Raw genomic sequence first — 15,049 nt, 5'->3', positions numbered from 1 at the left:
GAAACAGTCGCGCCATGGACATGACCCCGCACTTCCCCATCTACCTCGATTACGGCGCCACGACGCCGTGCGACCCCCGAGTGGTGGACGCGATGATTCCCTGGTTGCGCGAGCACTTCGGCAACCCGGCGTCGCGCAGCCATGCATGGGGCTGGGAAGCGGAAGAAGCGGTCGAGAAGGCGCGCGTGCAGGTCGCCGAGCTGATCGGTGCCGACCCGCGCGAGATTGTCTGGACCTCCGGCGCTACTGAATCCAACAATCTCGCGTTGAAAGGCGCCGCGCAGTTTTACAAGACGCGCGGCAAGCACCTAATCACCGTCAAAACCGAGCACAAGGCCGTGCTCGACACGATGCGCGAGCTGGAGCGCCAGGGCTTCGAGGTGACCTACCTCGACGTGCTAGAAAGCGGTCTGGTTGACCTGGATGCCTTCAAAGCCGCGCTGCGCCCGGACACCATCCTGGCCTCGGTGATGTTCGTCAACAACGAGATCGGCGTCATCCAGGACGTTGTGGCGCTCGGCAACCTGTGCCGTGAGCGCGGCATCATCTTCCACGTCGACGCGGCCCAGGCCACCGGCAAGGTCGAGATTGACATGGCCCAACTGCCCATCGACCTGATGAGCCTGGCTTCGCACAAGAGCTATGGCCCCAAGGGCATCGGCGCGCTCTACGTCCGGCGCAAGCCGCGCGTGCGCCTTGAGGCGCAGATGCACGGCGGCGGCCACGAGCGCGGCATGCGTTCCGGCACCTTGCCGACGCATCAGATCGTCGGCATGGGCGAGGCCTTCCGGATCGCCCGCGAGGAGATGGGCACCGAGAACGAGCGCATCCGCGCGCTGCACAACAAGTTGGTCCAAGGCCTGTCCGGCATCGAGCAGACCTTCATCAACGGCGACATCGAGCGGCGCGTGCCGCACAACCTGAACATCTCGTTCAACTTCGTCGAGGGCGAGTCCCTGATCATGGGTGTCAAGGGGCTGGCGGTGTCGTCTGGCTCGGCCTGCACCTCGGCCAGCCTGGAGCCCAGCTACGTGCTGCGCGCGCTGGGCCGCAGCGACGAGCTGGCCCACAGCTCGCTGCGCATGACGATCGGCCGCTTCACGACCGAAGAAGAAATCGACTACGCGATCAGCGTGCTGACCGACCGCGTGGCCAGGCTGCGCGAACTGTCCCCGCTTTGGGACATGTACAAGGACGGCATCGACATCTCGACCATCCAGTGGGCCGCCCACTGATCGTTGATTCAGGAGAACACCATGGCATACAGCGAAAAGGTCGTTGACCACTACGAGAACCCCCGCAACGTCGGCAAGTTCGACAACGGCGATGACGACGTCGGCACCGGCATGGTCGGCGCGCCGGCCTGCGGCGACGTGATGAAGCTGCAGATCAAGGTCAACCCGGCAACCGGTTTGATCGAGGACGCCAAGTTCAAGACCTATGGCTGCGGCTCCGCCATCGCATCCAGCTCTCTCGTGACCGAATGGGTCAAGGGCAAGACGCTGGACCAGGCGCTGACGATCAAGAACACCCAGATCGCCGAAGAGCTGGCGCTGCCGCCGGTCAAGATCCACTGCTCCATCCTGGCCGAGGACGCGATCAAGGCCGCGGTGGACGACTACCGCGCCAAGCACTCCAGCTGATATGTCGGTGACCCTGACCGAGGCGGCTGCCCGCCACGTCAAACGCTACATCGCCAAGCGAGGCAAGGGCGTGGGCCTGCGCCTGGGCGTCAAGACGACCGGCTGCTCGGGCCTCGCCTACAAGCTGGAGTACGCCGACGAGGTCGCGCCCGAGGACGTGATCTTCGAAGGCCATGAGGTCAAGATCCTCATCGACCCGAAGAGCCTGCCCTACCTCGATGGCACCGAGCTCGACTTTGTCCGCGAGGGCCTCAACGAAGGCTTCAAGTTCCGCAACCCGCGCGAGAAGGACAAGTGCGGCTGCGGCGAGTCCTTCCGTGTCTGAGATTCGCTGACCCAACGACAGGCGCGGTGTGAACCGCGCCTTTTGCTTTTCCACCTGCCATGCGCCTGACCGACAACGACTTCCAGCTCTTCGGCCTGCCAGAACAGCAGGCCCAGGTGCGTGCTGACATCGATGCGTGCTGGAAGTCGCTGCAGGCGGAGGTCCATCCCGACCGTTTCGCATCGGAAGGCGCTGCTGCCCAGCGCCTGGCCATGCAATGGGCCATGCGCGTCAACGAGGCCTACCAGCGCCTGCGCGACCCGCTCAAGCGCGCGGCTTACCTGTGCGAGTTACGCGGCGCGCTCGTCCAGGCCGAGAACAACACGCAAATGCCTGCAGCCTTTCTGATCCAGCAGATGGAATGGCGCGAGGCGCTTGACGAGGCGGATGGCGAAGCCGCACTCACCGCACTCGACGACGATGCAGCCCGGGCGGAGACGGTCGCGCTCGCCGACGTCCAACGGCTGCTCGACGACGCGAACGACGCGCCGGCCGCTGCATCGCAGGTCCGCGCTCTTATGTTCATCCAGCGCTTCCGTGCCGATATTGACCAGCGCCTCGCCGCGCTGGATGCCTGAACACCATGGCCCTTCTCCAGATCTCCGAACCGGGCGCCTCGCCCGACCCGCATCAGCGCCGCATCGCCGTCGGCATCGACCTCGGCACGACGCATTCCCTCGTCGCCGCGGTGCGCCACGGCGTGGCGGAATGCCTGCCCGATGAGCAGGGTGGCGTCATCCTGCCGTCCGCCGTGCGCTACCTGCCCGAAGGCCGCCGCCAGATCGGCGCCGATGCGCTTGCCGCGCAGGCGGAGGATCCCGAAAACACCATCGTGTCGGTCAAGCGCTTCATGGGCCGCGGCCTGGCCGACGTGGCCGACCGCGAGCAGCTGCCCTACCACTTCGAAGACCGCCCCGGCATGCTGGCCATTGCCACGCGCGACGGCGTGAAGAGCCCTGTCGAGGTGTCCGCCGAGATCCTGGCGACCTTGCGTTTCCGTGCCGAAGACAGCTTTGCGGACGACCTGTTCGGCGCCGTCATCACGGTGCCGGCCTACTTCGACGATGCCCAGCGCCAGGCGACCAAGGACGCCGCCGAGCTGGCCGGCCTCAAGGTGCTGCGGCTCATCAACGAGCCCACCGCCGCGGCCATTGCCTACGGTCTGGACAACGCCAGCGAAGGCCTCTACGCCGTCTACGACCTGGGCGGGGGTACCTTCGACATCTCGCTGCTGCGCCTGACGCATGGCGTCTTCGAGGTGGTTGCCACCGGTGGCGACGCGGCCCTGGGCGGCGATGACTTCGACCGTGCGCTCGCTGATTGGGCGCTTGCCAGCCGTGCCGTCGAATCAGCGCACGACAAGCGCGCCGTGCTGGTCGCAGCGCGCGCGGCCAAGGAGGCGCTGTCCGACGCCGACTCGACCGAACTCGTCGCCGCACTGGACACCGGCGAGCTGCGCGTGACGGTCACCCGGGAGCAGTTCGAGCAACTGGCCCAGCCGCTGGTCTCCAGGACGCTGTCCGCCGTGAAGCGGGTGTTGCGCGACGCCAAGGTCAAGGCGGCCGACGTGGCGGGCGCCGTCATGGTCGGGGGCTCGACCCGCATGCCCATCGTGCGCCGCGCCGTTGGAGAGTTGTTGGGCCGCGAGGTGCTGACCAACCTCAACCCCGACGAGGTCGTGGCGCTGGGCGCTGCCATCCAGGCCAACCAGTTGGCCGGCAACGCAGCCGACGGTGAGATCTTGCTGCTCGACGTGATCCCGCTGTCGCTGGGGCTGGAAATCATGGGTGGCCTGGTCGAGCGCGTCATCGATCGTAACTCCACCATCCCCGTCGCCAAGGCCCAGGACTTCACGACCTTCAAGGATGGCCAGACGGCCATGGCGATCCATGTGGTGCAGGGCGAACGTGAGTTGGTCAGCGACTGCCGCTCACTGGCGCGCTTCGAGCTGCGCGGCATTCCACCGATGGTGGCGGGCGCCGCGCGTATCCGCGTGAGCTTCCAGGTCGACGCCGATGGCCTGCTGAACGTCTCTGCCGAGGAACTGACCTCGGGCGTGCAGACGGCCATCACCGTGAAGCCAAGCTACGGTCTCGGCGACGACGAGATTGCCAACATGCTGAAAGACGGATTCACGAGCGCCGAGGGCGACATGGCGGCGCGCAAACTGCGTGAGGCCAAAGTCGAGGCGGAGCGAATGGTTCTAGCGACGCGCAGCGCGCTGGCCGCCGATGGCGATCTGCTGCCCGCGTCCGAGCGCGAGGCGCTCGAGGTCCGCCTGGTGCAGCTGGCTGAGATGGACGGCGACGCCGATGCCATCGACGACGCCGTCAAGGCGCTGGCCGAAGCGACCGAAGGCTTTGCTGCCGAGCGCATGAACCGCTCCATCGCCCGTGCACTGACCGGCCGCAACGTCTCGGCCCTCTAAGAGAACAACATGCCCGTTATCAAGATCCTCCCGCACGCCGAGTACTGCCCGGATGGCGCCAGCGTCACGGCCGCACCCGGCACGTCGATCTGCGAAGCGCTGCTGGCGAACGACATCCACATCGAGCACGCCTGCGACCAGGTCTGCGCCTGCACGACCTGCCATGTCATCGTGCGCGAGGGCGGCCGTTCGCTCAGCGAGATGGAAGAAGACGAAGAGGACATGCTGGACCGGGCCTGGGGGCTAGAGCCCGACTCGCGCCTGTCTTGCCAGGCACTGTTGAGGCAGCAGGACGTGACGGTCGAGATCCCGAAGTACTCGATCAACCATGCCAAGGAAGGCAAGTGAGTTCAGTCCGGCGCATCCTCGGGTTCGAGTCGTCCTGCGACGAGACCGGGGTTGCGCTTGTCGAGGTGAGCGGCAATGCGCCGCCGCGCTTGGTGGCACAGGCGCTGCACAGCCAGATCACGATGCACCAGGCCTATGGCGGCGTCGTGCCCGAGCTGGCCTCACGCGACCATGTCCGCCGCGTACTCCCTTTGACGCGCGAAGTTTTGTCGCAGGCCGGGTTGGCGCTGCAGGACGTGAACTTAGTTGCCTATACGCAAGGCCCTGGTCTTGCCGGCGCGCTGCTCGTCGGCGCCGGCGTGGCCGTGTCGCTGGCCACGGCGCTGGACGTGCCGGCGCTGCCCATTCATCACCTCGAAGGGCATCTGTTGTCGCCCTTTCTATCGGTCGATCCGCCGGAGTTCCCCTTCGTAGCCCTGCTGGTCAGTGGCGGTCACACGCAGTTGATGCGGGTGGACGGCGTAGGCAACTACGAGATGCTCGGCGAGACCATCGATGACGCGGCCGGCGAGGCGTTCGACAAGAGCGCCAAGTTGCTTGGCCTGCCTTACCCAGGCGGCCCGCATCTGGCGCGCATGGCCGAGTTCGGCAATGCCGCGTCGTTCGCGCTGCCCCGTCCGCTGCTGCACAGCGGCAAGCCCGATTTCAGCTTCGCCGGCCTGAAGACGGCCGTGCTGACCCAGGTGAAGAAGATCGGTGACTCTCCCTGCGACCAAACGAAAGCCGACCTCGCTGCGGCAACGCAGGAGGCCATCGTCGAGGTGCTGGTAAAGAAGTCCCTGCTGGCGCTGAAGATGACCGGCCTGAAGCGCCTCGTCGTTGCGGGTGGCGTGGGCGCCAATACGAAGCTGCGCGAGCAGTTGAATGCTGTCTGCGCAAAACGGGGTGTGCGCGTGCACTACCCCGAGCTGTCGCTGTGCACCGACAACGGCGCCATGATTGCCATGGCCGCCGCGCTGCGGGTGCAGCGCGGCATGGCCAGCCCCAGGCATGACGGCGGCTTTGAAGTCCGCCCGCGCTGGGAACTCGGTGCCGCTTAGTTGACGGTCAACTGGCCACCGTTTTCGGCAACGCGCTTCACCAGAGTCAGCGTCAGCACACCGTTCTTGAAGCCGGCCACGGACTGCCCCTGGTCGATCTCGGCAGGCAGAGAGAAACTGCGGGCATAGCGGGTGGCGCGACGCTCGCGGTAGAGCAGGCGTGAACCATCGGTGGGCGCCGCGGTCTGCTCGGTGGCCGTCTCGATGTGTACTTGCCGACCGTCGACGCGGACCTTGACGGCTTCCTTGGCAACGCCGGGCATGTCGACGGTGACCTGATAACCCTTGTCGTCTTCGCTGACGTCCAGAGCCGGCGTGCGGGCAGCGTCCGCATCGACGTCAAACTGGCGCAGGACGCGGGCGACGTGACGGGGATGGGTGAGATAGAACATGGGGAACTCCTGTGGCGGTGAACGCTGCTGCACGGATCGGGAGCAGCACCCGATGACCGAGAGATTGGGCGGCGCAACTGCCCTTCAAGAGCGGTTTTGGCCGTGGCGCCAAGATGCCACGCAAGTGCTGGGCAGGGCGCTCTCAGCTCTTGAAACCCGTCGACGTCGGCCGCATGTCTGCGCGCTCGATAGGCTGCGGCTTTGGCGCTCCACCGCTTTGGGCTAGAATCCGCCGGTTTTGCGCGCCTGGCGTTTTGCGTTGGGTGGCTGAACAGTTAGCACGGCTCGGGGCGGTTTCCCCCGTGTCCGCAAGTCAACCTCATGGAAACCGTCTGCGGCAGCGCTGAAGCGCCCGCCCGGCCGGACTTCCGAAACACCAGGAACGAACATGTCCGTCGCCGATCTGAACAAGGCCGAAATCGTCAAGGCCAATGGCCGCAGCGCCAATGACACCGGTTCGCCGGAAGTCCAAGTGGCTCTGCTGACAGCTCGCATCAACGAGCTGACCCCCCACTTCAAGCTGCACGCCAAGGACCATCACGGCCGTCGCGGCCTGCTGAAGATGGTCAACACGCGCAAGAGCCTGTTGTCCTACCTCAAGCGCATCGACTCCAGCCGTTACACCGCGCTGATCGCCAAGCTGGGCCTGCGCAAGTAATTTGCCAAATCCGACACGGAGCCTGTCTGGTCCTCAAGCCCAGTACAGGCTCTTTGTCCATCTGCCGGAACCGAGCTGAAGTGGTGTCGGATGTGTCATTCCAAGACGGTTTGCTGAACCGCCCTGGAATGGCATCTGGACCAAACCCAGTCTCGTTCCCGGTGACTCCGGGTGCCCCCGCGCCCACAACAACCAGGAGATGAGCATGTCCATTTTCAACAAAGTGACGAAGTCCTTCCAATGGGGCCGTCACAACGTCGTGCTGGAAACGGGTGAAATCGCCCGTCAGTCCAGCGGCGCCGTCCTCGTCAACATCGAAGGCACCGTCGTGCTGGCCACCGTGGTTGCCAAGACCGAAGCCAAGGCCGGCCAGGACTTCTTCCCGCTGACCGTCGACTACCTCGAGAAGACCTACGCCGCCGGCAAGATCCCCGGCAGCTTCTTCAAGCGTGAAGGCCGCCCCAGCGAGCACGAGACGCTGACCAGCCGCTTGATCGACCGCCCGATCCGCCCGCTGTTCCCTGAAGGCTTTTTCAACGAGGTCCAGGTCGTCGTCCATGTGGTGAGCCTGAACCCCGAAGTGCAGGCTGACATCGCCGCGCTGATTGGCTCGTCCGCCGCGCTGGCCATTTCCGGCATCCCGTTCAGCGGCCCCATCGGCGCCGCCCGCGTGGGCTATGTGAATGGCGAATACGTGCTGAACCCCAGCAAATCCGAGCTGGTCAACAGCCAGATGGATCTGGTCGTCGCTGGTACGCAAGCCGCCGTGCTGATGGTCGAGTCGGAAGCCTCCGGCCTGTCGGAAGAGGTCATGCTGGCTGCCATCGTCTACGGCCACGAGCAAGGCAATGTCGCCATTGCCGCGATCAATGATCTGGTGCGCGACGCCGGCAAACCCGCCTGGACGTGGACGGCGCCCGCCAAGGACGAGGCCTTCATCGCCAAAGTCAATGGCCTGGCCGAAGGTCCCCTGCGCGAGGCCTACCAGATCCGCTCCAAGCAAGCCCGTACGCAAGCCTGCCGCAGCGTGACGTCCAGCGTCTTCGCATCGTTGAAGGACGAAGGCGTCGCGTTCGACAAGGTCGAAGTCGAAGGCCTGCTGTTCGAGATCGAAGCCCGCATCGTGCGCAGCCAGATCCTGGCCGGCGAGCCGCGCATCGACGGCCGCGATACCCGCACCGTGCGCCCCATCGAGATCCGTAACGGCATCTTGCCGCGCACCCACGGCTCGGCGCTGTTCACGCGCGGCGAGACGCAAGCGCTGGTCGTTGCCACGCTGGGCACGGACCGCGACGCCCAGCGCATCGACGCACTGGACGGCGAGTTCGAAGACCGCTTCATGATGCACTACAACATGCCCCCCTTCGCCACGGGCGAGACGGGTCGCGTGGGTTCGCCGAAGCGCCGCGAAATCGGCCACGGCCGCCTCGCCAAGCGCGCGCTGATCGCCGCGCTGCCGAGCAAGGAAGACTTCCCCTACTCGCTGCGCGTCGTCTCCGAAATCACCGAGTCCAACGGCTCCTCGTCGATGGCTTCGGTCTGCGGCGGCTGCCTGGCGCTGATGGACGCCGGCGTGCCGATGAAGGCCCACGTGGCCGGCATCGCCATGGGCCTGATCAAGGACGCTAACCGCTTCGCCGTGCTGACCGACATCCTGGGTGACGAAGATCATCTGGGCGACATGGACTTCAAGGTGGCCGGCACGACGACCGGCATCACCGCCCTGCAGATGGACATCAAGATCCAGGGCATCACCAAGGAAATCATGCAGGTCGCCCTGGCGCAAGCCAAGGAAGCGCGCCTGCACATCCTCGGCAAGATGACCGAAGCCATGGGCACGGCCAACACCGAGGTGTCGCAGTTTGCACCGCGCCTGTACACCATGAAGATCAACCCGGAGAAGATCCGTGACGTCATCGGCAAGGGCGGCTCGACGATCCGCGCGCTGACCGAAGAGACCGGCACGACCATCGACATCGGCGAAGACGGCACCATCACCATCGCCTCGACGGACGCTGACAAGGCCGAGCTGGCCAAGAAGCGGATCCAGGAAATCACGGCCGAAGTTGAAGTTGGCAAGATCTACGAAGGCCCGATCGTCAAGATCCTGGACTTCGGTGCACTCGTGAACCTGCTGCCGGGCAAGGACGGTCTGCTGCACATCAGCCAGATCGCCCATCAGCGCGTCGAGAAGGTCACCGACTTCCTGCAGGAAGGCCAAGTGGTCAAGGTCAAGGTGCTGGAGACCGACGAGAAGGGCCGCATCAAGTTGTCGATGAAGGCGCTGATTGATCGCGAAGCGGCTCCGGTGGCTCCGGTCGCCGACGCTCCGGCCGCGGAGTAGTCGCCGAAGCGATGAAGGCCATCGCGATCACCCGCCCCGGCGGGCCCGAAGTGCTGGAACTGGCCGAACGGCCGGATCCAGTCGCGGGCCTGGGTGAGTGCCTGATCCGCGTTGCAGCTTCGGGCATCAATCGCCCGGACGTGCTGCAGCGCAAGGGTGCCTATCCGCCACCGCCAGGAGCGAGTGATCTGCCGGGTCTGGAGGTCGCGGGCGAGATCGTGGCCGGCGATGCCCAGGCGCTGGCCTCCCATGGCTTCAAGGTTGGCGACAAAGTTTGCGCGCTGGTCAACGGCGGCGGCTATGCAGAGCTGTGCACGGCGCCGATCGGCCAATGCCTGCCGCTGCCTAGGGGCTGGACGCTGGCGCAGGCCGCAACGCTCCCCGAGACCTGCTTCACCGTGTGGGCCAATGTCTTCGAACGCGCTGCGCTGCAGCCAGGCGAGACGCTGCTCGTCCATGGTGGCTCCAGCGGCATCGGCGTGACGGCCATCCAGATCGCCAAGGCGCTCGGTGCTCGCGTGCTGGTGACGGTCGGCAGTGCCGACAAGGTCGAAGCTTGCAAAGCGCTGGGTGCCGAGGTCGCAATCAACTATCGCGAACAGGACTTCGTGACTGAGGCCAAGGCTGCCACGGCCGGCCGCGGCGTCGACGTGATCCTCGACATGGTGGCTGGTGACTACATCGGCCGCGGCGTGCAAGCGCTGGCTGAAGACGGGCGCCTGGCGCTGATCGCGGTGCAAGGTGGAGTGAAGTCAGAAATCGATGCCGGCCTCGTGCTGCGCAAGCGCTTGACGATCACTGGCTCGACACTGCGCCCCCGCTCAGCAGCGTTCAAGGCTGGCCTGGCGCGTTCGCTGCGCGACAAGGTCTGGCCGCTGATCGAGGCCGGGCTTATCAAGCCTGTCGTTTACCGGGAAGTGCCCGCGGCCCAGGCGGCCGAGGCGCATGCCCTGATGGAATCTAACCAGCACATCGGCAAGCTTGTGCTGAACTGGTGATGGAGCTGAGATGAGAAAAAAACTCGTCGTGGGCAACTGGAAGATGCATGGCAGCCGCGCTGCCAACGCTCAGTTGCTGGCCGGCCTCAAGGAAGCCGGTCCCTGGAACGCCGACGTCGCCGTCTGCGTGCCGTATCCCTACATCGCGGAAACGGCCCTTGCGCTGACCGGCAACGCCATCGTCTACGGCGCGCAGGATTGCTCCTCGCACGAGCAGGGCGCCTACACCGGCGAGGTGTCGAGCGCGATGCTGGCCGATGTGGGCTGCCGCTATGCCATCGTGGGTCATTCGGAGCGCCGCGCCTATCACGCGGAGAGCGACCAACTCGTCGCCGACAAAGCCAAGGCTGCGTTGGCCCATGGCGTGACGCCTATCGTCTGCGTCGGCGAAACGCGCGCCGAGCGGGAGGCCGGTCAGACCGAGGCGGTCGTCAAGCGTCAACTGGCCGCGGTCATCCACACGCTGGGCCATTGCTGCGGGGAAATGGTGGTCGCCTACGAACCCGTCTGGGCTATCGGTACAGGCCTGACCGCCACCCCCGCAGAAGCGCAGACAGTGCACGCTGTGCTTCGCGCTCAATTGCATGCGGCGACTGATCGGTCTGGCGTCATGCGCATCCTCTACGGCGGCAGTGTCAAGGCAGACAACGCGGCGGAGTTGTTCTCGCAGCCCGATATCGATGGCGGCCTGATCGGCGGCGCCTCGCTGAAGGTGGCTGATTTCGCGGCGATCTGCCTGGCCGCAGCTCACTGAGTTTTCCGGCGCTCACCGAAGGCGGCGGGCGTCATCCGAGTTTTGATGGAGTGTTTGGAATGCAGTTCTTTGCGAATCTGGTCTTGGTCGTTCAGTTGCTCTCGGCCCTGGCGATCATCGGTCTGGTGCTGGTTCAACATGGCAAGGGCGCCGACATGGGCGCCTCCTTCGGCAGCGGCGCTTCGGGCAGCCTGTTTGGCGCCACGGGGAGTGCGAACTTCCTGTCACGCAGCACGGCGGTGGCAGCGACGTTGTTCTTCGGCTGCACGCTCGGTCTCGCCTTCCTGGCCAACGGCCGTACCGGCAGCGCGCCGGACGCGGACAGCGTGCTCGACCGCGCTGCCGTCGTCGCGCCCGCCCCGGGCGCTTCCGGTGCTGCGGCAATCCCCGGCGCCATCGTGGCTCCCGCCGTGCCGGCATCCCCGGCGGCATCGGGCGCAGCGAACTGAAGTCCGACTAAAAACCTCGCTTCTCGGCCGGAGGGCTGTGGATCCCGGTATAGAATGCGAGGCTGTCTGGCATGCAATCCCTCCTTCGATTGCCAGGCATATTTGTTTACTGCCGTCGTGGTGAAATTGGTAGACACGCTATCTTGAGGGGGTAGTGGCGAAAGCTGTGCGAGTTCGAGTCTCGCCGACGGCACCAGAACATCGGCTAGCATTCCCGTTGATTCGATGCGGGAGGCGGCCAAAGCGGCCTGTCGCCATGGATCGGCCAGCGTCAAGCTGGGTTGATCAACGCAAGGTTCAAGGCGGGCGCGATCCGCAAGCGAAATCATCCGATTCGCTGGTGGCGCGCCTGTTTGCTTTTGTGGCCTGTCTTCGGGCAGGTCGTGTTGACGAAGACTTGTTGTCGGCCCCGAGAAAGCCCAGATGAATCTCGAACAATATCTGCCCGTCATCCTCTTCATTTTGGTCGGCGCAGGTGTCGGGATTGCTCCCCAGATCCTGGGCGGATTGCTCGGCCCCAACCGGCCCGACGCGGCGAAGAACTCTCCCTACGAATGCGGCTTTGAGGCCTTTGAAGACGCGCGCATGAAGTTCGATGTGCGCTACTACCTCGTCGCGATTCTGTTCATTCTTTTCGACCTGGAAATTGCCTTCCTGTTCCCCTGGGCCGTGGCGCTCAGGGAAATCGGTGCCACGGGCTTCTGGGCGATGATGATCTTCCTCGGCATTCTGGTCGTCGGCTTTGCTTACGAGTGGAAAAAGGGCGCCCTGGATTGGGAATGACCGCCACGCCAACCACGCTGGGAATTCGAAATGGGTATTGAAGGCGTCCTCAAAGAAGGCTTTGTCACGACCTCGGTCGACAAGCTCATCAACTGGTCCAAGACCGGCTCGCTCTGGCCGATGACTTTCGGCCTGGCTTGCTGCGCCGTCGAGATGATGCATGCGGGTGCCGCGCGCTACGACATCGACCGCTTCGGCATGCTGTTCCGACCGAGCCCGCGCCAGTCCGATTTGATGATCGTCGCCGGCACGCTCTGCAACAAGATGGCGCCGGCCCTGCGCAAGGTCTACGACCAGATGGCCGAGCCACGCTGGGTGTTGTCGATGGGCTCCTGCGCCAACGGTGGCGGTTACTACCACTACAGCTATTCCGTCGTGCGCGGCTGCGACCGCATCGTGCCGGTGGATGTCTACGTGCCGGGCTGCCCGCCGACGGCCGAGGCGCTGCTTTACGGCATCCTGCAACTGCAGGCCAAGATCCGTCGCGAAAACACCATTGCCCGCTGAGCGCCAAGGTATGAGCCTGAATCTCGAAACCCTGGCCCAGCAGATTGGTGCCGTCCTCGGTGAGCGCGTCGTCTCGCTTCAGTCCGCCTTGGGCGAGCTGACGTTGACAGTGCGCGCGGCCGACTACCTTGAAGTTGCGACGACGCTGCGCGATCACCCAGAGATCAAGCTTGAGCAGTTGATGGACCTCTGCGGCGTCGACTACAGCAGCTATGGCGATGGCGCCTACGAAGGCCCGCGCTATGCCATCGTCACCCACCTGCTTTCGGTAACGAAGAACTGGCGCCTGCGCCTGAAGGTCTTCGCCCCTGATGACGACTTCCCTTGCGTGGCGTCGGTCACCGGTGTGTGGAGCGCTGCCAACTGGTTCGAGCGCGAGGCCTTCGACATGTTCGGCGTCATCTTCGACGGCCACGACGACCTGCGCCGCATCCTGACGGACTACGGCTTCATCGGCCATCCGATGCGCAAGGACTTCCCGGTGACGGGCCACGTCGAGATGCGCTACGACGCCGAGCAGAAGCGCGTGATCTACCAGCCGGTCAGCATCGAGCCGCGCGAGATCACGCCGCGCATCATCCGCGAAGACAAGTACGGCGGAATCTGAACATGGCCGAGATCAAGAACTACACCCTCAACTTCGGTCCCCAGCACCCGGCTGCCCACGGCGTGCTGCGCCTGGTGCTGGAACTGGACGGCGAAGTCATCCAGCGCGCCGACCCCCACATCGGCCTGCTGCATCGCGCGACCGAGAAGCTGGCGGAGCAGAAGACCTACATCCAGTCGCTGCCCTACATGGACCGCCTCGACTATGTGTCGATGATGGCCAACGAGCATGCCTACTGCCTGGCCATCGAGAAGATGCTCGGCCTGGAAGTGCCGATCCGCGCGCAGTACATCCGTGTGATGTTTGCCGAGATCACCCGGCTGATGAACCATCTGCTGTGGTTGGGCGCGCACGGGCTGGACTGCGGCGCGATGAACATCCTCATCTACTGCTTCCGCGAGCGTGAGGACCTGTTCGACATCTATGAAGCCGTGTCGGGCGCGCGCATGCACGCGGCCTATTTCCGTCCGGGCGGCGTCTACCGCGACCTGCCGGACTCGATGCCGCAGTACAAGGTCAGCAAGATCCGCAATGCCAAGGCCATCGCCCAGTTGAACGAGAACCGTCAGGGCTCGATGCTGGACTTCATCGACGACTTCTGCGCGCGATTCCCGAAGAACGTCGATGACTACGAGACCCTGCTGACCGACAACCGCATCTGGAAGCAGCGCACGGTCGGCATCGGCGTCGTGTCGCCTGAGCGCGCGCTCAACCTCGGCTTCACCGGCGCGATGCTGCGCGGCTCGGGCATCGCTTGGGACCTGCGCAAGACGCAGCCCTACGACGTGTACGACCAGATGGATTTCGACATCCCGGTCGGCACGAATGGCGACACCTACGACCGCTACGTCGTGCGTGTCGAGGAGATGCGCCAGTCCAACCGCATCATCCAGCAGTGCGTGAAGTGGCTGCGTGCCAATCCCGGCCTGCCCGTCATCACCGACAACCACAAGGTGGCGCCACCGTCGCGCGTGGACATGAAGTCCAACATGGAAGAGCTGATCCATCACTTCAAGCTCTTCACCGAAGGCTTCCACGTGCCCGAGGGTGAGGCCTATGCGGCTGTCGAGCATCCCAAGGGCGAGTTCGGCATCTACATGGTCAGCGACGGTGCCAACAAGCCGTATCGGCTGAAGATCCGCGCGCCGGGCTTCTCGCATCTGGCGGCGCTGGACGAGATGGGCCGCGGCCACATGATCGCGGACGCCGTCGCCATCATCGGCACCATGGACATCGTGTTCGGCGAGATTGATCGATGAGCAGCTACCAACTCTCTGACGCGACCCGCGCGCGCTTCGACCGCGAGGTCGCCAAGTACCCCTACGAACAGCGCCAGTCCGCCGTCATGGCCTGCCTGGCCATCGTGCAGCAGGAAGAAGGCTTCGTGTCGCGCGCGAGCGAGGACGTGATCGCGGCCTACCTCGGCATGCCGCCCATCGCGGTCTACGAGGTTACGACGTTCTACAACATGTTCAACCAGCGCAAGTTGGGCCAGTTCAAGCTGAACGTCTGCACCAACCTGCCTTGCCAGTTGCGTGATGGCCAGACCGCGCTGGACCACCTCTGCCGCAAGCTGGGCGTGGAAGAGGGCGGCACGACGGCTGACGGTGTGTTCACCGTGCAGAAGAGCGAGTGCCTGGGCGCCTGTGCCGACTCGCCGGTCATGCTGATCAACGACCGTCAGATGTGCAGCTTCATGACGGCCGAGCGCCTCGACGAACTGGTCGATGTGTTGCGCACGAATGCAGCTACGGCAGTGAAGGCCTGAGGACG

At 64.8% G+C, this 15,049-nt stretch carries 18 protein-coding genes and 1 tRNA gene; 18 read left to right on the top strand and 1 reads right to left on the bottom strand.

Features of this window, described 5'->3' with window-relative positions:
- Window positions 1-14: 14 nt before the first annotated feature.
- The 7 genes from ASC81_RS20990 to tsaD are packed head-to-tail and all read left to right on the top strand — an operon-like array spanning window position 15 to window position 5,784.
- Window positions 15-1,235, top strand: coding sequence for an IscS subfamily cysteine desulfurase (locus ASC81_RS20990; RefSeq protein WP_056271465.1), 1,221 nt, complete (start codon window positions 15-17; stop codon window positions 1,233-1,235).
- Window positions 1,236-1,256: 21 nt separating this feature from the next.
- A complete protein-coding gene (iscU, locus tag ASC81_RS20985; RefSeq protein WP_056271888.1) occupies window positions 1,257-1,643 on the top strand; it encodes a Fe-S cluster assembly scaffold IscU in 387 nt (128 codons plus the stop codon).
- 1 nt (window position 1,644) lies between these two features.
- Window positions 1,645-1,968 (top strand): iron-sulfur cluster assembly protein IscA, encoded by a 324-nt coding sequence (iscA, locus tag ASC81_RS20980; protein WP_056271462.1) that lies wholly within the window; start codon window positions 1,645-1,647, stop codon window positions 1,966-1,968.
- A 59-nt stretch (window positions 1,969-2,027) separates the two neighbouring features.
- Window positions 2,028-2,546, top strand: a complete 519-nt coding sequence (gene hscB / locus ASC81_RS20975; RefSeq protein WP_056271459.1) for a Fe-S protein assembly co-chaperone HscB — start codon at window positions 2,028-2,030, stop codon at window positions 2,544-2,546.
- Window positions 2,547-2,551: 5 nt separating this feature from the next.
- Entirely contained in the window at window positions 2,552-4,396 is a 1,845-nt protein-coding gene (gene hscA / locus ASC81_RS20970) for a Fe-S protein assembly chaperone HscA (protein ID WP_056271456.1), read from the top strand.
- A 9-nt stretch (window positions 4,397-4,405) separates the two neighbouring features.
- A complete protein-coding gene (gene fdx, locus ASC81_RS20965) occupies window positions 4,406-4,744 on the top strand; it encodes an ISC system 2Fe-2S type ferredoxin (RefSeq protein WP_056271454.1) in 339 nt (112 codons plus the stop codon).
- Entirely contained in the window at window positions 4,741-5,784 is a 1,044-nt protein-coding gene (gene tsaD, locus ASC81_RS20960; protein ID WP_056271452.1) for a tRNA (adenosine(37)-N6)-threonylcarbamoyltransferase complex transferase subunit TsaD, read from the top strand. The genes fdx and tsaD overlap by 4 nt, the downstream gene beginning before the upstream one ends.
- On the opposite strand, the gene ASC81_RS20955 is transcribed toward tsaD, so the two are convergent.
- The gene (locus ASC81_RS20955) at window positions 5,781-6,176 is read right to left on the bottom strand and encodes an Hsp20/alpha crystallin family protein (protein WP_056271449.1); all 396 of its coding nucleotides are present in this window, start codon (window positions 6,174-6,176) and stop codon (window positions 5,781-5,783) included. The genes tsaD and ASC81_RS20955 overlap by 4 nt on opposite strands.
- Window positions 6,177-6,564: 388 nt before the next feature.
- Here ASC81_RS20955 and rpsO point away from each other — a divergent pair, with 388 nt between their 5' ends.
- From rpsO to nuoE, 11 genes are all read left to right on the top strand, one after another.
- The gene (rpsO, locus tag ASC81_RS20950) at window positions 6,565-6,834 is read left to right on the top strand and encodes a 30S ribosomal protein S15 (protein ID WP_056271446.1); all 270 of its coding nucleotides are present in this window, start codon (window positions 6,565-6,567) and stop codon (window positions 6,832-6,834) included.
- A 205-nt stretch (window positions 6,835-7,039) separates the two neighbouring features.
- Entirely contained in the window at window positions 7,040-9,178 is a 2,139-nt protein-coding gene (pnp, locus tag ASC81_RS20945; protein ID WP_056271887.1) for a polyribonucleotide nucleotidyltransferase, read from the top strand.
- An 11-nt stretch (window positions 9,179-9,189) separates the two neighbouring features.
- Window positions 9,190-10,176 (top strand): NAD(P)H-quinone oxidoreductase, encoded by a 987-nt coding sequence (locus tag ASC81_RS20940; RefSeq protein ID WP_056271443.1) that lies wholly within the window; start codon window positions 9,190-9,192, stop codon window positions 10,174-10,176.
- A 10-nt stretch (window positions 10,177-10,186) separates the two neighbouring features.
- Window positions 10,187-10,930, top strand: a complete 744-nt coding sequence (tpiA, locus tag ASC81_RS20935) for a triose-phosphate isomerase (protein WP_056271442.1) — start codon at window positions 10,187-10,189, stop codon at window positions 10,928-10,930.
- A gap of 59 nt (window positions 10,931-10,989) precedes the next feature.
- Window positions 10,990-11,379 (top strand): preprotein translocase subunit SecG, encoded by a 390-nt coding sequence (gene secG / locus ASC81_RS20930; RefSeq protein WP_056271439.1) that lies wholly within the window; start codon window positions 10,990-10,992, stop codon window positions 11,377-11,379.
- Between the two features lie 111 nt (window positions 11,380-11,490).
- Window positions 11,491-11,575, top strand: a tRNA-Leu gene (locus tag ASC81_RS20925).
- 227 nt (window positions 11,576-11,802) lie between these two features.
- Entirely contained in the window at window positions 11,803-12,162 is a 360-nt protein-coding gene (locus ASC81_RS20920; RefSeq protein ID WP_056271436.1) for an NADH-quinone oxidoreductase subunit A, read from the top strand.
- 30 nt (window positions 12,163-12,192) lie between these two features.
- Window positions 12,193-12,669, top strand: coding sequence for an NADH-quinone oxidoreductase subunit B family protein (locus tag ASC81_RS20915; RefSeq protein WP_046113908.1), 477 nt, complete (start codon window positions 12,193-12,195; stop codon window positions 12,667-12,669).
- A gap of 10 nt (window positions 12,670-12,679) precedes the next feature.
- Window positions 12,680-13,276 (top strand): NADH-quinone oxidoreductase subunit C, encoded by a 597-nt coding sequence (locus ASC81_RS20910; protein WP_056271434.1) that lies wholly within the window; start codon window positions 12,680-12,682, stop codon window positions 13,274-13,276.
- Window positions 13,277-13,278: 2 nt separating this feature from the next.
- Window positions 13,279-14,535: an NADH-quinone oxidoreductase subunit D gene (locus ASC81_RS20905; protein WP_056271432.1), complete on the top strand. Its 1,257-nt coding sequence runs from the start codon at window positions 13,279-13,281 to the stop codon at window positions 14,533-14,535.
- Window positions 14,532-15,044: an NAD(P)H-dependent oxidoreductase subunit E gene (gene nuoE, locus ASC81_RS20900; protein WP_056271429.1), complete on the top strand. Its 513-nt coding sequence runs from the start codon at window positions 14,532-14,534 to the stop codon at window positions 15,042-15,044. Before ASC81_RS20905 ends, nuoE begins: the two co-directional genes overlap by 4 nt.
- Window positions 15,045-15,049 lie beyond the last annotated feature (5 nt).

The organism is Pelomonas sp. Root405 (assembly GCF_001425165.1).
In the GTDB taxonomy this organism is placed as follows: Bacteria; Pseudomonadota; Gammaproteobacteria; order Burkholderiales; family Burkholderiaceae_C; genus Pelomonas.
This window is presented reverse-complemented; position numbering and strand designations above follow the sequence as displayed.